The sequence below is a fragment of the Levilactobacillus namurensis DSM 19117 genome, assembly GCF_001434785.1.
Classification (GTDB): Bacteria; Bacillota; Bacilli; order Lactobacillales; family Lactobacillaceae; genus Levilactobacillus; species Levilactobacillus namurensis.
Genome location: NZ_AZDT01000008.1, coordinates 25,365 through 51,157 on the forward strand (window position 1 = coordinate 25,365; position 25,793 = coordinate 51,157).

Sequence of the window (25,793 nt, forward strand, 5' to 3'; positions counted from 1 at the left end):
CAGACGAAAAACGGGTCCATCCTCCGCTGGGGATGGGCCCGTTTTGATTGTGGAACTATTTAAGTTTGCCGGTGGTGTTGTTGAAGTAGTTGACCTTGTAGTGGCCGTCCTTCACGGTTAATTTCGTGACCGAACCGTTCTTGGCGGAACTCGCAACGTCAATGTCGGAATACTTGGACACGATGCTGCGGATGGTGGTCCCGTGCGTTGCGATGACCACCTTGTCGCCATCCTGAGCGGCCGCTACGATGGCGTCTAGGCCGGGTTGCAGGCGATCCCAGAACTCCTGGTCGTTTTCGGCATCGTGGAAGGGATCGTGTTCCTTGATCAGGTCGCGGGTCTTCTCGATGGTCAGGTCGCGAATCATGGCGTCGTAGGAGTGAGACCCTACCGGTGAACCGACGAAGTGGGCGGTGAAGGTCGAGTCGAGTCCTTCAAAGAAACCGAAGTTCTCTTCCCGCAATGCCGGGGCCGTCTGAAGGTCGGCGACATCGAGGGTGTCGTTAGCCGCTAAGATGTGTTGCGCCGTGGTCTGAGCCCGTAGCATGTCGCTAGCGTACGCGGCCGCGAACGGAATCTTAGCGAGTCGTTGGCCGACCCGATCAGCATCGGCGATTCCCTGATCAGTCAGGGGGGAGTCGGACCAGCCCTGCATCCGGTGATACTTGTTGAGATAGGTCTGGCCGTGACGGACCAGATAGAGTTCGATGGTTGCCATGAAAAACGCTCCTTATAGATTAATTAGCCTCGGGTGGTGATGCCAGCGCGAGACTCGGGTGATATCAACAGACCTTAGTGTATCACATTGTCTGGTAGAGAAACGAGTCATGCTTGATTTGATTTGCTGGGTAAATTGCTGAGACGGTAGCTAGGAACGGGTTTAAGATGAGTACGACGCGTTAACGCCCAATTCTTCACCAGTGCGGTTTTTCTCGGCTAAAAGCTATGACCGGGCTGAGACGCAATGTCCAGCCATAAGCTCTAAAACGCTGCTACTACCGTCTTTAGCTTGTTTTTGGTCTCATTGACTTAAGTTTCTAGAAGAGGTAGCGTGCCTGTGGATTTAATGACCATGATTTAGGTGATCAAAATGAATGACTTTGTCAAACTGATTCTTATTATGATCATGTGGCGTATGACTAACCATGATTAACGTGAGGTTAGGTTCCCCTAGTAACATATTTTCAATTGCTATCGCATTAGTGGCGTCAATGGACGATGTTCCCTCGTCCAATAGGATGATACTGATATGACGTAATAATCCTCGTGCCAAAGCTAAACGTTGTAATTGTCCTCCGGATAAATTGGAACCATCTTGTCCAGCTCTTTTTTCTAGAAACGATGCGCCATCTTCTTTATCAGCTATTAATTTCACTTTTAATAAGACACGGATTAATTGCTCGTCAGTGTAAGTATCTGTTAAAGCTAAATTTTTACGAATTGATGCATTCAAAGCCTGAGGGTTTTGGTCAAGATATAAAATCTTAGCATTAATTGACGAAGACCTACAGTCTTGCAAATCGTATTGACCCAAAAAAACTTTTCCTTGGTAGTCACGATAATATCCGGCTATGATGCGGAGTAACGTTGTTTTTCCAGCGCCGCTTTCTCCTAGAATTAAGTACTTCTTATTAAGGTTGAATTGATAATTTATATGCTGGAGAGTCGGCTGTTGGTTGTGATAAGAATAGGTGACATCTATCAGACTAATTGAAGTGAATTCAAGATCATGGTCTTGAATAGGTCTTTGTTTTGGTTGGGTTGTTTTCTTCCGCTCGTTTTCAAATTTCATGAATATTGGATCTACGCCTCGAATCATGCCTAAATTATTACTCAGTGAGCCTAAGTTATTGAAAATATTTCCTGAGAGGGACCCAGTTGCACTAAGGGTTCCAATTGTGACGATTCTTCGAATTGCTAAAAAGCCACTGAGACCGATTAATAAAACCTGCGAAATAACATTTCCCATAAAACCAGTCGCAAGAATTTTAGATTGTGATTTTTCTCTCTCAACATATGCGTGTTTTAATGCACTAGACGAACTAAAAATGGAATTTGTTAGGTACGATAATGAGTTAAATGTGTAAAGAAGATTAAAATGGTCGAGAGAGTCTTGGGTTGTCTTTACAAATTTTTCATTTTCAGAAGTTAAGCGTCGATTACTTAAAGACACAATTCTATCAAAAACTTTTGGTGTCAGGATAATTAGCGCTGCTAATATCATTGATGAAATTGCTAAACTCCAGTGATAGCTAAAAAGAGTTAAAATTGCAAAGATTGTACCAAAAATGGCAGGAATTATCGAAAAGAATACGGATAGGCCCTGGTCATTAATAAGCTGTATATCATTGTTGATCCAAGATTCATAAACACCCGTTGAACGTGAGTTATAATCCGCGTAACTTTTAGAGGATAGCGTGCTTACTAAATCTAAACGTATTGAGATATCTATATTTTGTATGGCTTTCTCTTTGAAGATTGCTCCCCAGTAGGTAATTGTCACTATGAATCCCCATACGATGAGCAGCGTTACAGTCTTTGTCAAAAAAAGAGTCAGTTTTCCCTTGATTAACGCATTAATGATATCCGCGTTTAGAGTGGCACTATATACTGTTAGCAATTCCATAACAATCATAGCAGCTGTATACTCATAAACTTCCCTTTTGTGTTGAAGGATGTAATGTTTCATTAATGGTTCGCTTCCAATTTAACCAGGCCAATCTTGATGAAGCTAAATAAGAGCTAGTGGGACGATCGCTTGAAGTCGGATTTAAGGTGCTCTCCTTCTTAACAAAGTAACTAAGTACGAGATTAGCTTCATTAGTTCAAGGCGAGGCTAATTTTCTAGAGGTAGATTTTTAGAGCTTAGTCTCTGATTTAAACTTATTCTCATTTGTAAATGGAAGAGGGCCGAGGCAGAAACCGCGACCTTCTTCCACTTACAAATAATCTTAGAATGTATTGGCTTAATCCAATCAGTGATTGAGAGATTGAGTCAAACGGGTTATCAATGGCTGTATGTGAACCGAAGTATAACACATTAATTACGTCTTCAATGCTGGTTTAAAAAGTTGTATGATTTCCGCTGACTGTGCCTAGATTATGCGATTGATTGGTTATTCGGAAAATTATTATGTGTTTTTAATATAAATAGTGTTTTTTCTGTTTGTTCCCAGCCAGAGATTTCACAACTCTAATAATATTTAGTCGGATTACTAAATCATCATTTTAATATTCTGCTATTATTTGTAAGTTTGGAAATGTAGGGAGGCCAACTAACTAACTTGTAAATACTGGTCCAAGAGTTAATTAAGAAGACGATGAGTCAAACCGTATGTACTGGAACGATGGATTTATGATCGAAGTGTAACCAATAAGGAAACCAAGGCACATCATATCTTAAAATGTCGTGACCGCATCCGGTTAGCCGTTACGTTAAGCCGTGCTTACTAAGCTATTGCCAACCAAGTGGCTGTTCCCAAGCCACTTGGTCACGATTAAACGAAATAGCAGTCAAGGTGTCTACTCCGCAAGGGTTTAGCCGAACCGAGAGGGGTTTCCTTAGAATATGTGAGTTGGTTCAGCTATCAGTGGATTTCAGCAAACAGTAAAAGGTATGTTCCCGTGTGAACAGTGAGAACATACCTTGGCAGAATCATATTTAATTTCTCACGTAGGATGTAACCCATTTTTATGTGCTAACGGTTAACTACGCAGTCGGGTTAAAACGCGGTAACAGAAAATCTTAACGTAATTGTAAAGCTCCTAGTTGAGGACCCCCAGTTTCTGCCGAATCTCGCGGGCGGTAGTAGCGCTACTGGTGAAGATGACGCGGTCGTTGACCTTGAGGAGGGTCTCACCGGTTGGCCGCAGGAAGTGGCCGTCCCGGTAGATCCGGCTGATGGTGATGTCGCCCACGAACGGGAGCTGACGGATCGCCAAGTCGGTGTAGCGCCGGTTCCGTAGTGTCACTTCGTAGACCGTGGTGTTGCTAGACGTCAGCAAGCGAAGCGTGGTAGGCGTTTCAATCAAGCTACGCAACATCGCAATGTTGACACTAGGTGTGTTATAGACTTCAATACCTAGGGCGATGAGTTCATCGGCCCGCTGGTCTAAGACGTTGCGGTCCTCGAACCGGACGATTACCCGGGTGACCCCGTAGGCTTTGGCGGCCTTAGCCAGTTCGTAGTTCTTGGTGGCGTTGAAGTGTCCCAGAACCACGGTGTTGGCATCAAAGACCCCGGCGGCCTTAGCTGATTCGGGGGTCAGTTCCGGAAGCAACTGGGTATTGACTTCGGAGTTATAGGTCCGGTAGTTGGTATCCTTATCCGTGTACATGGTGATGTCGTACCAGCCCTGGGAAAGTTGCTGGGCGACTGGTACCGTCATCAGGTTGGTGCCGATGAAGTGAACCGTGGTCTTCTTCAGGTCCTCGGCTTCGGCGGAGTAACTCATATTGAAGAGGAGCGGCCCGCAGACGCAGGTCAGGATGGCCGCTAACAGGAAGGCGCCGGATTGTTGGCTGGTTACGGCGTGCATGGCCTTGGCAACTTGCAAGACGGCTAGAACCATGGTGATGGTGACCGCGGACATGGCGGTACCGGCTAGGGCGTTACCGCGTTTGAAACGGAGCCGTAAGACCCCGTAGACGGTGACTTTGGCCAATAGGTAGGCCATGAAGAAAGCGGGGATCAGGATCAACGTGGCAGGTTGGGCCAGCAGTTGCCGCAGGTTCAGGTTGGCCCCACTCATCATGAAGAAGATGGGGATGAAGAACCCGTACCCGATGGCGTCGAGACGGACCTTAGTGTCTTCGCGGGGCTGTAGCAGCTTCATCACGATCCCCGCGACAAAGGCGCCCAAGATTCCCTCGGCCCCCACGGATTCGGCCAGGACTACCAGGCTGAAGATTAGAAAGAAGGCCAGCCGAATGTCGAGTTGGGTGGTCGACTTGTTGATCCGTTCGTAGAAGTTGAAGAACGGCTTGAACCGGATGAACAGCACACCAGCGGCCACAAAGATTAATAGGATCAACCATAGAGACTGGTTGTGGCTACCGAAGATGGCCGCGTAGATGGTCAGGGACAGTAGGGGGACAATTTCCCCTAGGGCGGCGATCAGGAGGACCGTTTGCCCGAATGGCTTACTCAAAAGTTCCTTTTCCTTTAGGGTCGCAATCACGATTCCTAGGGAGATGGTCATGAAGATGATGGCGGCTAGCCAGGGGTCGGAGAAGAGCTTGAGGGCCACCAGTCCCCAGCCGAGCAGTAGTGAACAGACCGCAATCAGCAGGTAACTAAGACCGGCCAGGAAGACCGGCGAGTACTTGGGCGCGTTATTGGCGACCTTTGCGGCTAGAGGCGTCTGGGGTGTCTTGCGGCGCCCGAAGAGGCTGAAGTCGATCTCCATCCCGCTGAGAAACATTAAGAAGATGACCCCGGTATTCGATAGCAGGGTCAACGTGTCGTTAGTGTGGACCATGTTGAGGGCACTGGGGCCCAATAAGATGCCGACTAGGATCTCGACCACGGCGGTTGGTAAGAGGCTTAACCGAAACCGAGCCATGGCTAATGGGGTCACCAGTGCGGCTGCTAAAATGATTAATAATGATAATTGATTCATCTGAAATCCCCCCGAACTTTGGCTCTATTATAGCAAACTGACCCTTAAGCACGGTGGTTGGTGCTTGGGGGCGCATTGCTTTATTTGTCAGGAAAAGAAGTGTAAAATTGTTAGGCGAATTATTGCAGAATTGACCAGCAGGTTGTCAGTCACACCAAGGAGGAATTGCGTTGGCAGATTCAATCAAAGCCCGAGAACAAAAGCATTTAGATGAGGTCGTTGCCAAAATCAAGGTGGCCCAGGCGGAGGCTAAGAAACGAATCGACGTTGCCGAAAGCGATGAGGCGGGGATTCGGAAGAACTTTGTCAACGATCTGCGGCTCAAGACGGATAGCTACGAGGGCATCATGGAAACCGCGTTATCCGTGCGGCAGCAGCAACAGATGTTGGCTGAACGACAGAATAGTTGGCAACACGCCACCACGGAACTGAGTACGTTGAAGCGTCTGGAGAAGCGGGCCTACTTCGCTCGAATCGACTTTCAGGAAGGGCCTAATGCCAAGCCAGAAACCATCTACATCGGCCTAGGGTCCTTTTCGGATACGCCGGATCACTTCCTGATCTACGACTGGCGGGCGCCCATCTCCAGTATCTACTACGACGGGGAGCTGGGGAACGTCAGCTACCAGACGCCGGACGGTGAACAGAGCGTTGACGTGAAGTTAAAGCGGCAGTTCCAGATCGAAGATGGCACCATCGTCACGCTGTACGATACGGACCAGACCGTGACGGACCAGATGCTGCTGTCGGCGCTGAGTGAACATTCCGATACTCATATGAAGAGTATCGTGACCACCATTCAAAAGGAACAAAACCAGATTATCCGGGACACCCATTCCGACCTGCTGTTCGTGCAGGGGGCGGCGGGGTCCGGGAAGACGGCGGCCATCTTACAACGAGTGGCCTTCCTCCTGTACCGTTACCGGGGACACTTAACGGCGGGACAAGTTATGCTGTTCTCCCCCAACCAACTCTTTAACGACTATATCGACCAAGTGCTGCCTGAACTGGGCGAGCACAACATGGTCCAGATGACTTACTACCAGTACGCGGGGCGGCGGATGCCGAAGATCGACATTGAGACCTTAGCCCAACGCTTTGCGGAGAGTAACACGCCGGCTGAGAAAAAGATTACCCAATTAAAGGGAAGCCTGGCCTTCTTCAACGCGGTGACCCATTACGCGGACCACTTGGAACAGCGGGGGATGGTTTTCCGCAATATTGTCTTCCAAGGCAAGCCGTTCATTCCTAAAGAAAAGATCCAAGAGATCTACTACAGCTTCAATCGCAACTACCACTTGGGCAACCGGCTCCAGGCGACTAAGGAAGCCTTGATTCGGATCCTGAACCGGCGGATTGCGGGAGAAATGAAGTCTAAGTGGGTCGAAGAAACCATCCAGGACCTGAGTAAAGAAGAGCTGGATAGCTTGTACGGGGACCATCCGCGAGAATTCGAATCGGCGGACAAGGAGTTCCAGTTCTTGGCCCGTAAAGTGGTCATGCAGTCACTGGAATCCGTTCGGCGGGCCATCGTTCGGGCACGGTTCTTGAGTATCAATAACCAGTACGTGCACATGTTGCGGGAGATGCCCCGGCACATTGACCTGACCCAGTACGGCATTACCCAGGCAGATTGGGATGCCAGCGTGGACACCACGATCAGTGAATTGCGCGACCACCGGATGCAGTTGATTAACACCACGCCGTACCTGTACCTCTACGATAAGATTGCCGGAAAGAGCGGTGACCGGGAGATGCGGTACGTCTTCATGGACGAGATTCAAGACTACAATGCCTTCCAGTTGGCCTTTTTGAAGACCACGTTCCCCCGGGCGCGGTTCACCATGCTGGGGGACCTGAACCAGGCCATCTTCACCAAAGAAAACAGCCACACGTTATTGCAGGAGTTGAGCACCATGTTTGACCCTGAGAAGACGCGGGTGGTTCAGTTGACCCAGTCGTACCGGTCAACGCAACAGGTGACCGACTTCACCAAGCACATCTTGAAGAACGGGGAAGCGGTGACGTCGTTTGCTCGTGAAGGGGAGCTGCCGACGATGACGGTGGCGCCGGACGAAGACGCGGCTTTACAACGGGTGATGGCGGAACTGAAGCGCAATGACCAGGATCACGAGACTACGGCCATTATTGGGAAAGACTTGGCGGATTGTCGCGAGATTACGGAGAAGCTGACGGCAGCGGGCGTTCAGGTGACGCTGATTCGCTCGGAGAACCAACGGCTGGCGCCCGGAATCATCGTAGTGCCGTCGTTCCTAGCCAAGGGGCTCGAATTCGACGCGGTCATCGTCTGGCACGCCTCGAAGAGTCGCTACGGGGCGGACGACGAGCGGCAGTTGTTATACACCATCTGCTCGCGGGCCATGCACCGGTTGAGCCTGGTGGCGATTGACCAATTATCGCCACTGCTGAGTGACGTGCCGGCGGATGAATTTGAAGTCGTAAACGTAGACTAATCGAGGACCGTTCGGGGCCGGAGCTTTTCCGGTTGCGAACGGTCTTTTTTAGGAGCTGGCAGCAACTCCTAGAATCTGAGGGACCGAAAGCGGTTCATTTGTTGGGTAAATGCGTTATAATGGGAGATAAATTTTGCAAAATCATTTCGAGGTGTCTTCATGAGTGATCCCATTAATTACAATGCATTTACCCGCGACCAGTGGAAGCAGTTCGCCAACGCCACGGCACTGCCCCTGACTCCCGAAAGTCTACGGCAGATCAAAGCCTTCAATGACCGTATCTCCCTTCAAGACGTCCAGGATGTGTATATTCCGTTGGTCCACCTATTACGACTCGAGTTCGACCGTTACCGGCAACTCCAGAAGGACAAGGCGGCCTTCCTGCACCAAGCCCCGCACCGGGTGCCGTTCATCATCGGGATTGCCGGTAGTGTGGCGGTGGGAAAGAGTACCGCGGCCCGCTTACTTGAAGTCCTGTTGAACCACTACTTTGTGGGGCAGCGGATTCAGCTGATCACCACCGACGGCTTCTTGTACAGTAACGAAGAGCTGAAGAAGCGGAACCTGATGGCACGTAAGGGGTTCCCGGAGAGCTACGATATGTCGTCGCTGATTCATTTTTTGAACGAAGTGAAGTCGGGCAAGCCACTGATCAAGGCGCCCCTGTATTCGCATAAGATCTATGATGTGATTCCCGATCAGTTCGAGTACATCGTGCACCCGGACATCTTGATTGTCGAAGGAATCAACACCCTGCAACTTCCCACCAACGAACAGATCTACGTCAGTGACTTTACCGACTTTTCCATCTACGTGGATGCCGAGGCGTCACTGATTGAGACCTGGTTCTTGGAGCGGTTCGAGTTGCTCCTTCAGACGGCCTTCCAGGATCCGACCAACTACTACTATCCTTATGCCATCGGAGACCACGACCAGGCCATGCGTAAGAGTAAGCAGGTCTGGCACGATATCGACCTGAAGAACTTGGAAGAGTACATCTTACCGACCCGTAATCGGGCGGATATGATTATTCACAAGACCTATCATCACCGCATCGACCGCTTGTTGTTGCGGAAGTATTAGCTTGACCACACAGCCCCCGGAACCCACTGGTATCCGGGGGTTGACTGTTGGTGAAAAGGAGGGGATGGCATGCTACGGAATGCGGAAATCGTCGATGGGCCGGCGGTTGCCATGCTGGTCTTACACGAGTTGGAACGTCGACAGTACCGGCAACTCCGCCGGGTCACCAAGGAACAGCTGTCGCAATTACTGTTTGTGGGCTACCGGGAACCGAATTTTCGGTATAACTACCACTTAGCGCGGGTCTATCAGAACCAGGGGGTTGCGGTTGGGGTGGCGTTCGGCTTTCCAGCGGAGCAGGAAGGTCAGCTGGATAACCAGTGGACCACACTATTCGAGCGGTTGCAGATCACGCCGCCACAGCAGCCGGTGGTCCGTCCCCGTGCGTTGCCCGACGAGTGGTACCTGGACTTATTGACGGTCAATCCCCGGTATGCGCATAAGACTTATCAGCTGAAGTGGTTTGACGAGTGGCTGATGACCGATGTGCTCCGGTGCGCCCGGGTCAATGACAAGCCCGTGGTGGGGTTAGATGTGCGTCCGGGGACTGCAATCGCTTCCTTAGCGGCCCAGTATGGATTTGTCAGCACCCAACGGCGACGGTTTGACCGGCAAACCTACTTACACTTGCGTTATCGGCGGCCTTAATCGGCAATTTTTGATTGACCCGCACCGGTGAAATTAGTATTATATAGGCAGTGTTATCCAAAAAAGAAAGGGTGAATGGCTTGGCAAACGTTGATCTGTCCAAATTTGACAAAATCATCGTCTTAGACTTCGGTAGTCAGTATAATCAGCTGATTACGCGCCGGATTCGTGACTTAGGCGTTTACTCCGAGCTCAAGGCGCACACCATGAGTGCCGCTGAGATTAAAGCTTGGGGCCCTAAGGGAATCATCTTTTCTGGGGGACCGAACAGTGTCTATGATGACGACGCGTTGAAGGTCGATCCAGAAATCTTTAACCTGGGGATTCCGATTCTGGGGATCTGCTACGGGATGCAACTGATGGCCTACGATCTTCCTGGTGGGAAGGTTGAATCAGCGAACAACCGCGAATACGGTCGCGCTGAGATTGAGGTCTTAAGTGACGACGCAACGCTCTTCAAGGGAACCCCTAAGAAGCAGACGGTGTGGATGAGTCATGGGGACTTGGTGACGCAGGTTCCAGATGGTTTTGAACGGGTCGCAACTAGTGAGAATTGCCCGATTTCGGCCATTCAAGACGTTTCCCGGAACTTCTACGGGTTACAATTCCATACGGAAGTTCGCAACACGGAGTACGGTACCGATATTCTCAAGCACTTTACGTTTGATGTTTGTCAGGCGGAAGCCAACTGGTCAATGGACGATTTCATTGATCTGCAGATCGAACAGATTCGCGAGACGGTCGGTGACAAGCGCGTCTTGTTAGGGCTGTCTGGTGGGGTCGATTCCTCCGTGGTCGGGGTGCTGTTGCACAAGGCCATTGGGAACCAACTGACCAGTATCTTCGTGGACCACGGGCTACTCCGGAAGGGTGAAGCCAAGCAGGTCATGGACAGCCTGGAAGGCAAGTTCGGCTTGAACATCGTCAAGGTTGACGCGCAGGACCGCTTCATGAGTAAGCTGGCTGGTGTGACGGAACCGGAAAAGAAACGGAAGATCATCGGTAACGAGTTCATCCAAGTCTTTAACGACGAGGCGCAAAAGTTGGACGGTATCGACTTCTTGGCCCAAGGGACCCTGTACACCGACGTGATCGAAAGTGGGACCGATACGGCACAGACCATTAAGTCCCACCATAACGTGGGTGGCTTGCCGAAGGACATGCATTTCCAATTGATCGAACCGCTCCGGTCCCTGTTCAAGGACGAAGCCCGGAGCTTAGGTGAGAAGCTGGGGATGCCGAGTGACTTAGTCTGGCGGCAACCGTTCCCTGGTCCTGGTCTGGGAATTCGGGTCTTGGGCGAGATTACGCCTGAGAAACTCCAGATTGTTCGGGACAGTGACCTGATCTTACGAGAAGAAATCAAAAAGGCCGGTTTAGACCGGGATATCTGGCAATACTTCACGGTCTTGCCAAACATCAAGAGTGTCGGGGTCATGGGCGATGGCCGGACCTACGATTATGCGGTCGGTATCCGGGCGGTAACGTCCATCGATGGCATGACGGCCGACTTTGCGCACATTCCGTGGGATGTCTTACAAGCCATCTCCGTGCGAATCGTCAACGAAGTTAAGCACGTGAACCGCATTCTGTATGACGTCACGAGTAAGCCGCCTTCGACAATCGAATGGGAGTAAGCTTCCTGCTCGGTAAATTAAATTGTTAAAGAAATGGTGTTCAGGGAAACCTGGACGCCATTTTTGTTTGGAGAAGGTTTTACTTGACTTATTTTAAGTAAGCATATAAACTGAACCTATTCTACGAAACCGTAGAATGAAAAATGACGGAATCAGGAGACCGATGATGCTAGAATCACGGAGATTAACGGAAAACTTAAACGTGACCGATGGCGTCCTCTTCTTTTACGATGAGGGGTGTGCACATTGTGTCACGCAACAACGGGCCGTGGAAACGGTGACGGCTCAACTAGCGGGCGCGTTACCCGTCTATCAGATTAACGTGCGCCGACAACCGCAAGTGACCCGGACGTGGGGTGTCACCAGCACCCCGACCCTGATTCTGGCCCAAGCCGGTCAAGCGGTCGCAACCTATACACATGATTTAGATGCCGCCCAATTGCGGACGGTGATTCATTATTATTTTGGAGGGATTAAGATGGCTGAAAAGAAATCAGAGTCAACGGAGACGTTACACATGGTGACGGGCGGAAGTGCACTGAGCACGGGCGTCTGTGGCCCGGACGGATGTGAGATCGACTGGAACCAGGCCGCGACGAAACCCACGACGCAAAAGAAGCAGGCCGCCCATGACCACGACTAACTTAGCGGAGACCTATCGGGATGCGGCTTACACCCAGCTGGTCAGGGTAGGTAAGGCTCTAGGGAATAGCTCCCGGTTAAAGCTTTTGAACAATTTGGTCCAGGGCCCGAAGACCGTCGAGGAATTAGCCAAGACGGTGGGGCTGAGTGTGGGCACGGCGTCGAAAAACCTCCGGCTCCTGAAACAGGTGGGGCTAGTTCGCGTGGAACGGCGCGGGAACTATGTGGTGTACGACTTGGCCTCCACGCAAGTTCCGCAGGTGCTCTCACTTTTGATCGATGTGAGTGAGCAAGCCTTGCCGGAACTCCGCGCCTTGGAGCAACAGCTGTCCGCCCAACGGCCCCCCTTACCGCAATTATCGATTACGGACATCACCCGAGAGCTGGCGACCAGCCAACCGTACCTGATTGATTTACGACCTGCTGATGAATATCAAGTTGCCCATCTCCCGGGGGCACATAACTTCCCCTATGATCAGATCATGCAACGGTTGGCCGAGATTCCCCGTGATCAGGAATTGGTGGTCTACTGCCGTGGTCGGATGTGTGGCTATTCTGAAATGATTGGTCAGCAGCTCAAAGACCAGGGGTATCAAGTTCAGATTTTTCAAATGACGGTTTGGGAGTGGCAACAGGCCCAAGCCCAATAGACGGAAGCATTCATTAAGGAGACGATGAGAAAATTATGGAAATCGAATACTGGTCCGACATTGCTTGCCCCTTCTGCTACATCGGGTCGACCCGGATGAAGCGGGCGATGAAAGAAATCGGCATCTATCAGGACACCAAACTGGTTTTAAAGTCTTTCCAATTAAATCCCATGGAAGCCAAGACGGCTAAGCCGGGCGACTACCTCAACCACTTTACGGGTGGCCGCGCAGAGATGGCTGACCAGGCTAAGGAGAAGATGGCCTACATCTCCCAGATGGCCGCCGAGGAGGGCCTAGACTTTCACCTGGATCAGGTGATTCCGACGAACACGATGGATGCGCACCGTCTGATCAAGTTGGCGGCGAGTCATGGTGACCGGGAGTTGACGGAACGAGTCATCAACCGGTTCTACCAGGTCTACTTCACGGATGGGGAGTCCATCGCCGACGCCGACGTGTTGACCCGGGCCGCTCACGACGCCGGATTAGCCGATGATGAGGTACAACAAGTTTTAGCGTCCCAGGACTACCAGAAGGAAGTTGTGGCAGACGAACAACAAGCCCAAGAAATGGGCATTCAGGGTGCTCCATTCTTTGTATTGAATCACAAGTATGGCATCAGTGGCGCGCAGCCCTACGACGTCTTCGTGAAGGCTTTAAGACAGGTTTTAGCCGAAGAAGAAGCCGAGGCATAAACTTAAACGTAATCCCCATTGGTCAGGTTATTGCTGACCAATGGGGATTTTTTGAGGAATCGTTTATATGGTGATTATTTTATCCAATAATCATAAAATGGTGTAGCTTATTAATAATGATTAGTTTATAATCATCATAAGTTAATTGATACGCAGCCAACCACGAAAGCGAGTAAACTTATGGTGACTAAACGATCAAGGAAGATGATGAAAAGTCTCAGCCTAGTGGCGACGATGGGGCTATGCCTCTGGGGCGTACCCATCCAAGCCACGGCAACCGCTAAGACCCCGCATTGGGGCAGTTGGAAGACCACGACCGTGACTTACTGTTATCAGGGGTCTTCCGCTTATTATCAGAGCATCTGGAAATCGGCCGCACAGCAATGGACCCGTTCGGGAACGGTGCGCTTGAAGGCTGTGAAGACGCCGCAACAGGCCGATGTGGTGGTGAAAGGCGCCAGCGTTCAAGTGGCGCGTCAGGGCATGGCGGGCGTGACCCACTACGCTTATCGGCCGAATAAGGTGGTCCACGAGATTACCTCCGCGAAAGCCATGCTAAATCACCAGGTGCTATCCGCTCACCGGTACACTAAAAAGCAACGCACCAACGTGGCGGCCCATGAACTGGGGCACGCGTTGGGCTTAGGCCACTCTAAGAGTCGGCGTAGTGTGATGCACAAGTCGAACCGACACGCGACCATCAGTCGCCAGGACCGCCTAGCACTGAAGCGGGCGTACCGGAATCGTAAATAACCGTTAGAAGTCATCAACCGGTGGGGGATGGCTTTTTCTGTGTGGAATATCGGTGTTGTGAGGCTTTGGGGTTTAATGGGTGCAATAAAGCCGCTAGCGAATTAAATCGCCAGCGGCTTTTTGAGCATCCTCAATTAATGTAACGGTTATTTAACTGGCGTGACGGTTGGCACAGCAGAATCAGGACGATTAAGCCACCAACCATGGGGACTAGGTTGAGTAACCAAAAGGCACCACTGTAGCCCAGGTCGTGGAAGCGGCGAATCTCTGCCGTGAAGCTGGCGATCCACAGGCCGACGTATGCCACGAACATGATCAGTAACAGGGCGTAGAAAAATAGCGCCGAGAGTCCCGTGGGTTCGTAAGCGTCATCCAGTCCGCCGAAGAGCGCCAAGAGGAAGAAAACGACTAAAGACGCAGCGCCAGCTAGTAGGCTGATACCTAAGGCGGCCCACCAGTAATCGGCGCGCCCCATACGTTTATTGATGGTTAGGGCATCACGTAGGTAGAGTTTGGTGGAAACGACCAGTCCAGGAACGGGACTTTCATTATAGACAGCATCGCCGGGTTGCGGCTGGGGCTGCTGATAGGTTGAGCCGGCAGTATTTGGCTGCGGATTAGTCTGCTGGGTGGTCTGGGTAGCGACAGCTTGACCGTGGCCGCAGTATGGGCAGAATTCGGCGTCACGGGGAATGGACTTGCCACAATTGGTACAGAACTTGGTTTCGTGCATGGAAAAGACTTCCTTATATTATGTATGTTGTCAGCTTTTCGCGTCATCGGGAGTGGACGGGTCCGGTGGGGAGCAATGTCTGGCACCAGGACTAAGTTTCATCATATTGAGAACAGATGGGAAAGTCAATTGTAAAACGTCTGGGAAAATGAAAGGACGAGGACTAACCAGTTTGACCGGCCTTTAAAGGTTTACCCTGTTTGACGGTTGGTTAAGTAAAACAACTAAAATATTATCCATATTGTAAAAGAAAGATGGGTGCGACTGGTAATGATGACGATGCGCACCATTATAGCATTATATTGATAGCATAGAGAAACCGGTCTATTCCAAAACGGTTCATCCGATTGACTTTGTTGGGCTATTAAGGTTATAATAAATGGTAACAAATAAGCTTATGTGTGCATAAAACTTATCTGATTTTGGTCATTGTTGAATAGGGGGACCAATCATGGGTGTTATGGAGAAGAAGACGCATTTCAAGATGTATAAATCACACAAGGGCTGGCTGGTTGCGGGGATTACCGCAACGAGTTTAGCAGTGGGTTTAGTTGTGGGACCACAGGCAGAACAGACGGCTCAGGCGAGTGATGCGGCACCCGCAACCGAGTCAATCAGTGAAGGTAATGACGTTGAACAGGGCTCTAGTGCCACGCTGCGGTCGACTACCGAAAGTGATGCTAATTCGGTGTCCCAGGGAACGCCATCAGGGACTGAATCAGTAACGGGAGATAGTCAGGCCGAAACGACCGACCAGAAGGCCCCGACTGACGCGACTAATCAGGATTCGAAGACGACAACTTCGGATGATCATGTGGTGAATGAATCTACTAGCAACCAGAATGATCAAAGTGAGGATTCAACGTCGGTTGCTGAGTCAAGTAATAATCAAAAAACGAATATTGAGTCAACAGATAATTTACAGATAGATAAAAATGCTCAGGTTTCCAATGGTTTTGATGCTAGTAAAATCGATAGTAGTGAAACTAATGTTGCGAAGGAAACCGATACTGTAATTAATACTAAAAAGAGTGTAAAGCCAGCTGAGGAAACCATTGATCAATGGATGCCTAACAAAACATTGCAAAAGTGGGTACTGGAGGCTTTGAATGATGGCCCAACTTATAGTACCAAACCAAGTGATGTGGAAATTACTAGCGTTGACCAGATTACTAAGGATGATATGAAATACCTCATTAATTTTATGGCACAAAATTTTGGCTCAACTTATATTGATGGAAAGACGTCATTCTCCATAGAAGGGTTACAGTACGCTACTAATCTTACAAATTTAGATTTATTGAACAATTGGAATAAAGATCCGCATTATGCTGGAGATGTAACGGATATTTCTCCTATTAGTCAGTTGACAAAGCTAACGTCATTGCAATTAGGATCTAATCGACTTTCTGATATTTCGCCTATTAGTAATTTGAAATCTTTGACTGACCTGTCAGTGGGGGAGAGTCGAATTGCGGACTTCTCTTCAATAAATGCGGCTCAATTTACAAAGGGATTCAATATTAGTCCGCAATTTGTTGAAAATGGATTGGCATATGTTCCACAAACCGGAAAATATATTTTGATTAATCCGGTTAAGCCACCCAAAGGGATGACCATGACGGCTACAGATATTAACGGGATCCTTAGGCCAGTTATTACGCAAATGTATCCAGGATCAACGGTCGCCGCTTATTATCAAGGCGGTACGGGAACGATGAGCGCTGATGGCCGGACGATTAATTACCAAGTGCTTAAAAATCAAATACCGGGTGGTCAGGATTATAATCCTTTTCCAGCTGCTTATCAGCATGTTGAGAAACAGGCCTATACGTACTATTTAACAACTGGAATTAGCTTCATTGACAGTAAAGGAAACGTTATGAATACGGCTGTTACAATGGCAACACCTTACGTAATCGCTGCAACCGCTCAACCCGTTACGGTCAACTACGTGAATGAACAAAACGTCCCGCTGGCCAATTCTACGCAATTAAGTGGACTGCAGGGCGAACCTTACGAAGTCAGTGCGCCAGTCATTCCAGGATACGTGGTCACTAACACTGACACAACGGTGACGGGGAACTTTACGGACATGCCCCAGTCGATTACGTTTACCTACAAGAGTGCGTTGGTCAACGTCACCCAAGTAACCGAGCAGATTAAGTATCAGGATGCCCAGGGCAATCAGGTCGCTGATTCAGCGGCACAACAAGTAACCTTTGCAACGATTACGGACCCGAATACCCGAGTTGATCATGTATATAGTAAAGTTGGCGCAGATACCAATATGACGCTGGATAAGGATGGCCAACCGGATGCTTCGTGGACGTTGTACCTAGACGGTAGTACGATTTCGCTGGCGGCAGTGGCTAACCCAGAGATCAAGGGGATGCACGTCATTAAAACCACGGACCCGGCTAATGATTTAACGCAGACAGTGGCTCAGAATGTAACGAACCAGTCTAAGAATTTGGCCTTCGTGGTAACTTATGGACATGATTTCGATACGGTGCTCAACCAGGTCAAGGAAAACATCACTTACGTGGACCAATCTGATCAGCAGGTCGCTGCACCAGTTGACAAGGCGATCACATTTGCGACGGTGACGGATCAGACCAATCAACAGTCGGTCGTTTACAGTCACGTCGGTGATGCCCAAGCGCCTGTATTAGATGAAAATGGAACCCCAACGGATACGAGCTGGGTACTTTATCAGACTGGGCAGCCAATTGCTTTTGAGGCTGTCGTTAACCCAACCATTAAAGGCATGCACGTCATCAAGACCACGGATTCCGCTAGTGATTTAACGCAGACCACGGCCCAGAACGTGACGCCTACTAGTCAAAACTTAGCCTTTGTGGTCACCTACGGACACGATTTCGATACGGTGCTCAACCAAGTTAAGGAAAACATCACTTACGTGGATCAGTCTGGCCAGCAGGTCGCTACACCAGTTGATAAGACCATCACGTTTGCGACGGTGACAGACCAGAGTAATCAACAGTCAGTCATTTACAGTTACGTTGGGGATGCCCAGACACCTGGGTTAGATGAAAACGGCGTGCCGACGGATGCTAACTGGACGGTTTACCAAGCGGGGAAACCTGTCACGTTTGCGGCAGTGACGAACCCAGCGGTCAAGGGGATGCACGTGGTGAAGACCACGGATCCCGCCAACGATTTGACGCAAACCACGGCTCAAGCGGTTACCAATGCGAGTCAGAATCTCGCAATCGTGGTGACTTACGCCCACGACTTTGAGACCACGCTGAAGCACGTCACGGAAAACATCACTTACGTGGATCAAAATGGTCAGCAGGTCGCTACACCAGTTGACAAGACCATCACGTTTGCGACGGTGACGGATCAGAGCAATCAGAAGTCGGTCATTTACAGTAATGATGGCGAGGCCCAAGCCCCTAAGTTGGACGAAAATGGGGTGCCAACGGATGCTAGCTGGGTGGTTTACCAGGATGGGACGCAGTTAACCTTCGCGGCGGTTCCGAACCCTAAGGTTGCAGGCCAACACGTGGTAAAGACCACGGACCCGGCTAACGACTTAACGCAGACCACGGCCCAGAGCATCACGCCAACCAGTGAGAATTTAACGTTCGTGGTCACCTACGCTGCGGATGCAACCACCGGTGGCGGTGGTGGCAACGGCAACAATGGTGGCGATAACGGTGGCGGTGACATTGATACTGGCGGTAGTGGCAATACCGTGAACCCAGAAGTTCCCGAGATTCCAGATACGGGGAACAACGGCGGTAACGTGGTGGCGCCAGGCGACAATGGCGACCAAGTAGCGGTTAAGCCCACGAAGAAGCCATCTAAGCCAGGCTTAAGTAATGGTGGTAACGCGGCAATCGCAGCAAACGGTGGCTCCGCGGCCACGGCTGATTTGGTCAGTCAGGGTGCGCCAGCTCAGCAGCAATCGTTGGGTACGGTGACCCCAGTTGCTCATGAGACGACCGCGCCAGATACCGACAAGTTACCACAGACGAGTGATCAGCAAAACAAGGGTGCAGCAGTCATCGGACTGGCACTGTTGGGATCATTGGCTGGTTTGCTGGGGTTGAAGAAGCGGAAAGGGTAATGCGATATTGAGTGATTAGAAGAGGTGCTGCCTTTGATGAGGCAGCACCTTTTTTATGCAATGATCTATTGTCAAAGATGGAACGATTTTGGACTTGTTTTGCACTATGTGAGGGCTTGAATTGCCTTGGCAGTATACTTAATGGTAAACATGGTATTTGCTATTAGTAGTATTATATATTTAATAATTCAAATGTGAGGTGTAAAACAAGTGATACCAAAGTTAGGGTTAAAGACGTTGTTGGAATCAATACAGCAGGATTATTTAGAAGCCAAAAAGAGACCGCTAAAGGATGATCCAGTCGCTAAAAAGATCCGACATGGCTTGGATGAAGTCGTAGGGTCCGATCTGTTGGGGAATGTGGTCACCACTATGGGGTCAGCAGGTCAGGGACGCTGGGCTACTGTCCCGTGGATGGGGATTTTTGATCCGGATATGTCTGTATCAGCAAGTCATGGGTTTTACTTAGTTTACTTATTTTCGGAAGATATGGAGCGGGTTTATTTATCACTGCATCAAGCTTGGACGTTTTACGATAAGACTTACCAGAAAACTGTGCTGAGTGCTGTCCAGCAGGTTTCAGACTATTGGCGGCGGAATATTAAGGCTTCTTCACCGCGAATTTCTGAAAAGCAAATTCAGTTAGTCCCAAAGAAAGAGCGAGTGAATTCTCCTCTACCGCGGGGATATGAGCTGTGTAACATTTTAAGCATTAGTTATCAGCGAGGTCAGATACCTGCGGAGAAAGTGTTACGCAGTGATTTAGCGTTAATGATCTTAGCGTTGGAAGAATTGAAAAGCAAATTACCAATTAAGAATGATGCTGAGGGGAGTATTAGGCAAATCGTGTCGGGAGACGATACTTTAAAGGCAACCGGTGACTATTACTCAGTAACGCCCAGGCAACCGCGACAACCGCGATTGGTAACGAGTAAGCGAGACTATGCTACTCAGACCAATCAAGACTTAGAAGTCGGACGTTTGGGGGAAAAGCAGGTTGTGGCTTACGAACAGGCACAGTTGGCTGATTTTCCAGAATTACAACAAAAGGTGACCCAGGTATCTGATACGGTTGGAGACGGCCTAGGGTATGATGTACTATCTTTTGATCGCCAGGGACGTGAAAAGCATATTGAGGTTAAGACGACAACTCAGGATGAAAATACGCCTTTCTTTATGTCGGCTAATGAGCGGCAATATGCGGAACATCACGCTGAGACTTACGAGCTTTTTCGAGTTTTTAATTTTGATGCTCAAAGACTGACTGGTCATTTCTACATTCTAAAAGGAAGTTTAGAAGAGCATTGTGATTTTAAGCCAACAAACTATCAAGTTACAGTAAATAAAAATGGACAGGGGAGCGTCAGTTTTCTTCCATGAGACAAAAATGAGAAAATTCACCCCACAATACAAGCGTTCCGGTATCGAATAGCGTATAATGGATTTATTCTAATAGTATTTTAACCATATGGAGGGGAATTCATGACTGAAACAAAGCACTTTTATCAGACATTCCAACCAACGCACTATAACGTCTTCATCGATATTAACCGCGCAACGAAACAAATTAGCGGGACATCTACCATTACCGGGGATGCCAAAGAAGCGACGATTTCTGTGCATGAAAAATACATGACGATCTCATCCGTTAAAGCTGACGGTGCCGACGTACCGTTTACGCTGGATGATAAAGCCGAAGGGATTCACATCGACTTGGGCCATACCGGCAAGACCACCGTTGAGATTGCCTACGCGGCACCCTTGACCGACAGCATGATGGGCATTTACCCGTCCTACTACGAAGTCGATGGGGTCAAGAAGCAAATCATCGGGACCCAATTCGAAACGACGGCAGCCCGGCAAGCCTTCCCATGTGTCGACGAACCGGAAGCCAAAGCCACCTTTGACCTGGCCATCAAGTACGACGAACAACCTGGTGAAACGATTTTGAGCAACATGCCCGAAATCAAGACTGAAAACGGCGTGCACTACTTCGATACCACCAAGAAGATGTCATCTTACCTGATTGCCTTTGCCTTCGGGGACTTACAAAAGAAGTTGACCACCACTAAGAGCGGTGTTCAGGTCGGTGTATTCGCCACTAAGGCCCACCAACCTAAGGAACTCGACTTCGCGCTGGACATTGCCAAGCGCTCCATCGAATTCTACGAAGACTTCTACCAGACGCCTTACCCACTCCCACACTCCTGGCAACTGGCACTGCCAGACTTCTCTGCCGGTGCGATGGAGAACTGGGGCTTGGTCACTTATCGGGAAGCATACTTACTCCTGGATGAGGACAACACGGCCCTAGACATGAAGCAACGGGTCGCTACGGTCATCGCCCACGAACTGGCACACCAATGGTTCGGGGACTTAGTCACCATGAAGTGGTGGGACGACCTCTGGTTGAACGAAAGTTTCGCCAATATGATGGAATACGTGGCCATCGACGCTATCGAACCCGATTGGCACATCTGGGAGACCTTCCAGTCCTCTGACGTCCCAATGGCGTTACAACGGGACGCTACGGACGGTGTTCAATCCGTTCACGTTCAAGTTGAAGATCCGGCCGAAATCGATGCCATCTTCGACAGCGCCATCGTTTACGCCAAGGGTGCGCGGATGTTAGTCATGGCCCGGGCCTTAGTTGGCGATGACGCCTTACGTCAAGGGCTGAAGGCCTACTTCGAAGCCCACCAGTACAACAACGCTAAGGGGGCCGACCTATGGGCTGCCTTGGGTGAAGCCTCTGGTAAGGACGTGGGGACCATCATGAATTCCTGGTTGGAACAACCAGGGTATCCCGTGGTTTCCGCCAGCGTGGTTGATGGCCAGCTGACGTTGACGCAAAAGCAATTCTTCGTGGGTGAAGGTCAGGACCAAGGTCGTCTCTGGCAGATTCCGTTGAACAGCAACTACGATGCCGCTCCCGCCATCTTCAAGGACACGACGGTTACCTTAGGAGACTACGCTACCTTACGGCAAGCAGCGGGCGAACCATTCCGCGTGAACGTGGGGAACAACTCGCACTTTATCGTGAAGTACGACCAAACACTGTTGAACGACATTCTCGACCATGTGGATGACTTGGATCCAATCAGTCAGTTACAGCTGTTACAAGACCTTCGCTTATTAGCCGATGGTCGGCAGATCAGTTACGCTGACGTGGTGCCATTGTTACCACGCTTTGCCAACAGCCACTCCACGCTGGTTGCCGTGGCCCTTTACCGGATTGCGGGGAACTTACGGAAGTTCGTGACGCCAGATTCCGCTGAGGAAAAGACGTTGCGGGCCTTCTACGACCAATTGAGTGCGGCTCAAGTGACCCGGTTAGGCTGGACCGCCCAAGCTGGCGAGTCCATGGACGACACCTTGACCCGGCCGTACATCCTGAGTGCGGCACTCTACGCACAAAATGCGCAGGCTATGGCCGACGCTCACCAGTTGTTTGAAGCGAACCAGGCGAACTTAGCTGGTCTGTCCGCCGACGTCCGGGTCTTCGTTTTACGGAACGAAGTCAAGAACTACGGGAGTGCGGACTTGTTCAACCGCCTGTTGGACGCTTACCGGCAATCCGCCGATGCCAGCTACAAGGCGGACATCGCGGCAGCCGTTACCAGCACCACGGACAGTACTTTGATTGCTAAGCTGATCGAAGCCTTCGAAGATGCGGACACGGTTAAGCCCCAAGACTTACGGGCTTGGTACCGCGGCGTCTTGAGCAACGATGCTGGGGAACAAGCGGCCTGGGATTGGTTACGGAACGACTGGGACTGGCTGGAAAAGACGGTTGGTGGCGACATGGAATTCACCACCTACATTACGGTCACGACCGGTGTCTTCCATACGCCAGAACGCTTTGCTGAATTCAAGGCCTTCTTCGAGCCAAAGATCAACACGCCAGGTTTGACGCGTGAAATCAAGATGGACACCAAGGTGATCGACAGCCGGGTAGCCCTGATTGAAGCTGAAAAGGACGCCGTGAACGCAGCGGTGGCAAAAGTCACGAAGTAGATTAAATGGATTTAACGAAACGTGTGCCTTTAAGGGTGCACGTTTTTTTGTCATTTTTTACCGGTCAGGGGTTGCCTTAGACTCGCTCTAAGCTCGTACACTACGACTTGTACCTTAATTTAAAGGAGATCTTGAAATGAGCAAAGTAGTTGCGATTATGACCAACGATGTTGAAGATATCGAATACACGTCCCCCCACGACGCTATCGTGGGTGCCGGCCACACGGTCGACTTGGTGGAAGATACGGCGAACAAGTCCCTGCTGGGTAAGCACGGGACTAAGTACACCACCGACAAGGGGATTGACGACGTTTCGGCGGACGATTATGACGCCCTGTTGATTCCTGGTGGCTTCTCACCGGATCAGCTGCGGGCCGATGACCGGTACGTAAACCTGGTCAAGACCTTCCTGCTGGCTGACAAGCCAGTCTTCGCCATTTGCCACGGCCCACAATTGTTTATTCAAACGGGCTTGGTCAAGGGACGGACGTTGACCGCCTACACCACGGTGCGGCCAGACCTGTACTACGCAGGGGGCATCGTCAAGGATCAGTCTGTCGTGGTTGACCGGCACCTGGTGACTAGCCGGACGCCTGATGACTTGGACGACTTCAACCATGAGATCTTGGCCCAATTGGCTTAATTGAAGATTATAAAAAACGCCGGAGCATTATGCTTCGGCGTTTTTGGCAACATAGGGTGTTGGAGCGCAGGTCGTCATATCGGTTAAACGCTCACCATCGAGGGTGGCGTGGCGTTTCGTTTCTAGGCAGGCTTCCGTGTGACGCAGATCGTCGATTTGTGCTTCCAAACGGTGCTTCGCCGCGTCTAACAGGTCGAGGTAACCGGCCTGGGTCAGGTCACCAGTGATGATCTGATTGATTTCTTTAAGCGAAAGTCCCGCTTGCCGGTAGCATTGAATCCAGCGTAGCCGGTTGAGGGCGTCCTGGTCGAATTCTCGGACGCCATTGGCATTGCGGGGAATGGTGAGGAGTCCCTTCTTTTCGTAAAAACGAATCGTGTAGGCACTGACGCCCGATGCGGTTGCGGCGGCTTTGATTTGCATGAAATGACCTCCTAACTTGACTGGTCGATACAGCTTATAAGTTTACGTTAATTGACGGCGAAAAGTCAACGGCCGCGGGTGGTTGCGGGTATGTCTAAATTTATAAGTAGTTTGAGTTGGTGGTACCGGATGGGTTTGCTAAACTAAAAGCAATCACAGATTAGGGGATGACATCTTGCGGGAACGATTGCGACAGATTGGCAGCCAAGAACGGCACACGTATCGGGGAACCTTCGTCCGTTGTGGGTATAAGTGTTACGGGGAGCACTATCACCCAACCTTGTTGTTAAAGGATATTCGGGACGCCACCCATCAAATCGTCACGGATCACCTCTGGTTCAATTACACGCTGGGCTTTTTACGGTTAGGGGAACTGCTTAAAGGCGATGAAGTCAACTTTATGTCCCGCGTGGCCACTTACGAAAAGGGACTTTGGATGCAGCGGCAACAGGACGTACATCTGTGTCGGCCGACCCGGGTCCAGCGGGTGGTCCCGAACGTGGAGCGGGCGATTTTGCCAGTGGATAACCATCCAGCGTTAATCGGGTATATCATGTGTGCCAACGAGACCTTTTACAAGACTAATGGGCGGCCGTTCGTGTCCTTTTACGTGCAGGCCTTCCATCAATGGCAACGTCAGAAATTGGTGGGGCAAGTCTGAGGGGACTAGACGTCACCGCTAGGAGTATGGTAGGTTGAAGGCAACGAAAGGGGGAGTGGTTGATGAGTCGGTGGTTAAAAGTGAGTTTGTTGCTAGTCTTGAGCCTGTTACTGGGGTTTGGCGGGTGTGCCGCCGAACAGACTGCCCCTCCCGCACCCAAGCCCACGGTGAATCGGGCCTTGTACGGCCAACACGTCACCTTGACCGGGACTAGTAATACCCAGGACCTGGGCGGGATTCGGACTAAGACCGGGCAAACCCTGAGGGCTCATCGGTTGATTCGGTCGGATCAGTTGTCAGATCTGACCCAGGCAGACGGACGCCGGCTGACCCAAAAGTATCAGGTCCGGGCCATTGCGGACTTGCGGTCGACGGCCGAGATTAAAGACAACCCGGATGTGCACGTCCCGCACGTTACCTACCATCAAGATAGCGTGGTGACGGACAATTATAATGTGCGAACGACGCAACAATTTTACCAAGGATTAGTGACCGATCGGGTGGCCTTACGGGGCTACTCGGCGTTCTTTGACCAATTGTTACAGCGCAAGACCGGGGCGACCGTCTTCCACTGCACTTATGGCAAGGACCGTACCGGTGTTGGTGCGGTGCTGGTCCTCTCGGCCTTGGGGGTTAGCCGGAAGACCATCCTGCAGAACTACCTGTATTCAAACTAGAACTTAGCGCAAGATGTCCATATTCAATTCAAGGGACAAGCTAACTTTGCCGGAAAATCCCGGCGACGGGTCCACCATATCCGGCGCGTCAAGCGGGCCAACCTGGAAGCTGTGTACCAACAAATCAATGCGCGGTATGGCTCCATGGCCAACTTTTTGCGGCGTCTGGGACTCACCCCGGTCAAGCAAAAGCAGTTGCAACGACTGTATTTAACCCAATAGCGAGAAACTACCGGTCGCCCCTCAGGGGGTGGCCGGTTTAATCATCTGCGATGTAAGGGGAGAGCTTGTGTTGTTTAGCACAAAAAATTTACGGGTCACTGAGGGGGTGGACAT

18 protein-coding genes and 2 pseudogenes are annotated in these 25,793 nt (G+C 50.4%); 15 read left to right on the plus strand and 5 right to left on the minus strand.

Annotation, left to right across the window (positions count from 1 at the left end):
- Positions 1–55: 55 nt before the first annotated feature.
- The 3 genes from FD30_RS01595 to FD30_RS01605 all read right to left on the minus strand — a co-directional run bounded on the left by FD30_RS01595 (position 56) and on the right by FD30_RS01605 (position 5,622).
- Positions 56–718: a histidine phosphatase family protein gene (locus FD30_RS01595; protein WP_056943625.1), complete on the minus strand. Its 663-nt coding sequence runs from the start codon at positions 716–718 to the stop codon at positions 56–58.
- 345 nt (positions 719–1,063) lie between these two features.
- Positions 1,064–2,689, minus strand: a complete 1,626-nt coding sequence (locus tag FD30_RS01600) for an ATP-binding cassette domain-containing protein (protein ID WP_056943626.1) — start codon at positions 2,687–2,689, stop codon at positions 1,064–1,066.
- A 1,076-nt stretch (positions 2,690–3,765) separates the two neighbouring features.
- Positions 3,766–5,622, minus strand: a complete 1,857-nt coding sequence (locus tag FD30_RS01605; RefSeq protein ID WP_056943627.1) for a cation:proton antiporter family protein — start codon at positions 5,620–5,622, stop codon at positions 3,766–3,768.
- Between the two features lie 170 nt (positions 5,623–5,792).
- Between FD30_RS01605 and helD the strand changes: the two genes are divergently transcribed.
- The 8 genes from helD (at position 5,793) to FD30_RS01645 (ending at position 14,204) form a co-directional block, all read left to right on the plus strand.
- Entirely contained in the window at positions 5,793–8,096 is a 2,304-nt protein-coding gene (gene helD, locus FD30_RS01610) for an RNA polymerase recycling motor HelD (protein WP_024746796.1), read from the plus strand.
- Between the two features lie 159 nt (positions 8,097–8,255).
- Complete coding sequence (coaA, locus tag FD30_RS01615; protein WP_024746797.1) at positions 8,256–9,179, plus strand: type I pantothenate kinase; 924 nt, start codon at positions 8,256–8,258, stop codon at positions 9,177–9,179.
- A gap of 69 nt (positions 9,180–9,248) precedes the next feature.
- A complete protein-coding gene (locus FD30_RS01620) occupies positions 9,249–9,827 on the plus strand; it encodes a hypothetical protein (protein WP_056943628.1) in 579 nt (192 codons plus the stop codon).
- A gap of 80 nt (positions 9,828–9,907) precedes the next feature.
- Positions 9,908–11,464 carry a glutamine-hydrolyzing GMP synthase gene (gene guaA, locus FD30_RS01625; protein ID WP_056943629.1) on the plus strand — a complete coding sequence of 519 codons (1,557 nt, stop codon included), beginning with the start codon at positions 9,908–9,910 and terminating at the stop codon, positions 11,462–11,464.
- A gap of 166 nt (positions 11,465–11,630) precedes the next feature.
- Positions 11,631–12,107: a thioredoxin family protein gene (locus FD30_RS01630; protein WP_056943630.1), complete on the plus strand. Its 477-nt coding sequence runs from the start codon at positions 11,631–11,633 to the stop codon at positions 12,105–12,107.
- The gene (locus tag FD30_RS01635; protein WP_056943631.1) at positions 12,094–12,756 is read left to right on the plus strand and encodes an ArsR/SmtB family transcription factor; all 663 of its coding nucleotides are present in this window, start codon (positions 12,094–12,096) and stop codon (positions 12,754–12,756) included. Before FD30_RS01630 ends, FD30_RS01635 begins: the two co-directional genes overlap by 14 nt.
- A gap of 35 nt (positions 12,757–12,791) precedes the next feature.
- Positions 12,792–13,451 carry a DsbA family oxidoreductase gene (locus FD30_RS01640; RefSeq protein WP_056943632.1) on the plus strand — a complete coding sequence of 220 codons (660 nt, stop codon included), beginning with the start codon at positions 12,792–12,794 and terminating at the stop codon, positions 13,449–13,451.
- A gap of 204 nt (positions 13,452–13,655) precedes the next feature.
- Positions 13,656–14,204, plus strand: coding sequence for a matrixin family metalloprotease (locus FD30_RS01645; RefSeq protein WP_051413251.1), 549 nt, complete (start codon positions 13,656–13,658; stop codon positions 14,202–14,204).
- A gap of 130 nt (positions 14,205–14,334) precedes the next feature.
- Here FD30_RS01645 and FD30_RS01650 read toward each other — a convergent pair whose 3' ends face one another.
- Complete coding sequence (locus FD30_RS01650; RefSeq protein WP_056943634.1) at positions 14,335–14,937, minus strand: DUF805 domain-containing protein; 603 nt, start codon at positions 14,935–14,937, stop codon at positions 14,335–14,337.
- Between the two features lie 460 nt (positions 14,938–15,397).
- On the opposite strand from FD30_RS01650, the pseudogene FD30_RS11875 reads away from it, so the two are divergent.
- The 5 genes and pseudogenes from FD30_RS11875 to FD30_RS01670 form a co-directional block, all read left to right on the plus strand.
- Positions 15,398–15,508 (plus strand): annotated as a pseudogene (locus FD30_RS11875) (KxYKxGKxW signal peptide domain-containing protein); the annotation flags it as partial.
- A 1,329-nt stretch (positions 15,509–16,837) separates the two neighbouring features.
- A complete protein-coding gene (locus FD30_RS11710) occupies positions 16,838–19,036 on the plus strand; it encodes a MucBP domain-containing protein (RefSeq protein ID WP_235803242.1) in 2,199 nt (732 codons plus the stop codon).
- 210 nt (positions 19,037–19,246) lie between these two features.
- Positions 19,247–20,416, plus strand: coding sequence for an MrcB family domain-containing protein (locus FD30_RS01660; RefSeq protein WP_056943636.1), 1,170 nt, complete (start codon positions 19,247–19,249; stop codon positions 20,414–20,416).
- 102 nt (positions 20,417–20,518) lie between these two features.
- Positions 20,519–23,053 (plus strand): M1 family metallopeptidase, encoded by a 2,535-nt coding sequence (locus tag FD30_RS01665; protein WP_056943637.1) that lies wholly within the window; start codon positions 20,519–20,521, stop codon positions 23,051–23,053.
- A 136-nt stretch (positions 23,054–23,189) separates the two neighbouring features.
- The gene (locus tag FD30_RS01670; protein WP_056943638.1) at positions 23,190–23,696 is read left to right on the plus strand and encodes a type 1 glutamine amidotransferase domain-containing protein; all 507 of its coding nucleotides are present in this window, start codon (positions 23,190–23,192) and stop codon (positions 23,694–23,696) included.
- Between the two features lie 27 nt (positions 23,697–23,723).
- Here the strand turns inward: FD30_RS01670 and FD30_RS01675 are convergent, their stop codons facing one another.
- Complete coding sequence (locus FD30_RS01675) at positions 23,724–24,119, minus strand: MerR family transcriptional regulator (protein ID WP_024746810.1); 396 nt, start codon at positions 24,117–24,119, stop codon at positions 23,724–23,726.
- A 175-nt stretch (positions 24,120–24,294) separates the two neighbouring features.
- On the opposite strand from FD30_RS01675, the gene FD30_RS01680 reads away from it, so the two are divergent.
- Positions 24,295–24,780 carry a hypothetical protein gene (locus FD30_RS01680; protein WP_056943639.1) on the plus strand — a complete coding sequence of 162 codons (486 nt, stop codon included), beginning with the start codon at positions 24,295–24,297 and terminating at the stop codon, positions 24,778–24,780.
- A gap of 62 nt (positions 24,781–24,842) precedes the next feature.
- Positions 24,843–25,679: pseudogene (locus tag FD30_RS01685) on the plus strand (tyrosine-protein phosphatase).
- The last annotated feature ends 114 nt before the right edge of the window (positions 25,680–25,793 follow it).

Coding starts and splice junctions, on each gene's coding strand:
- FD30_RS01650 (WP_056943634.1), bottom strand. CDS start 14,937: ATGCACGAAACCAAGTTCTGTACCAATTGTGGCAAGTCCATTCCCCGT.
- FD30_RS11710 (WP_235803242.1), top strand. CDS start 16,838: ATGGCAACACCTTACGTAATCGCTGCAACCGCTCAACCCGTTACGGTC.
- FD30_RS01640 (WP_056943632.1), top strand. CDS start 12,792: ATGGAAATCGAATACTGGTCCGACATTGCTTGCCCCTTCTGCTACATC.
- FD30_RS01605 (WP_056943627.1), bottom strand. CDS start 5,622: ATGAATCAATTATCATTATTAATCATTTTAGCAGCCGCACTGGTGACC.
- FD30_RS01670 (WP_056943638.1), top strand. CDS start 23,190: ATGAGCAAAGTAGTTGCGATTATGACCAACGATGTTGAAGATATCGAA.
- FD30_RS01675 (WP_024746810.1), bottom strand. CDS start 24,119: ATGCAAATCAAAGCCGCCGCAACCGCATCGGGCGTCAGTGCCTACACG.
- FD30_RS01665 (WP_056943637.1), top strand. CDS start 20,519: ATGACTGAAACAAAGCACTTTTATCAGACATTCCAACCAACGCACTAT.
- FD30_RS01600 (WP_056943626.1), bottom strand. CDS start 2,689: ATGAAACATTACATCCTTCAACACAAAAGGGAAGTTTATGAGTATACA.
- FD30_RS01620 (WP_056943628.1), top strand. CDS start 9,249: ATGCTACGGAATGCGGAAATCGTCGATGGGCCGGCGGTTGCCATGCTG.
- FD30_RS01630 (WP_056943630.1), top strand. CDS start 11,631: ATGCTAGAATCACGGAGATTAACGGAAAACTTAAACGTGACCGATGGC.
- FD30_RS01595 (WP_056943625.1), bottom strand. CDS start 718: ATGGCAACCATCGAACTCTATCTGGTCCGTCACGGCCAGACCTATCTC.
- coaA (WP_024746797.1), top strand. CDS start 8,256: ATGAGTGATCCCATTAATTACAATGCATTTACCCGCGACCAGTGGAAG.
- FD30_RS01645 (WP_051413251.1), top strand. CDS start 13,656: ATGATGAAAAGTCTCAGCCTAGTGGCGACGATGGGGCTATGCCTCTGG.
- FD30_RS01635 (WP_056943631.1), top strand. CDS start 12,094: ATGACCACGACTAACTTAGCGGAGACCTATCGGGATGCGGCTTACACC.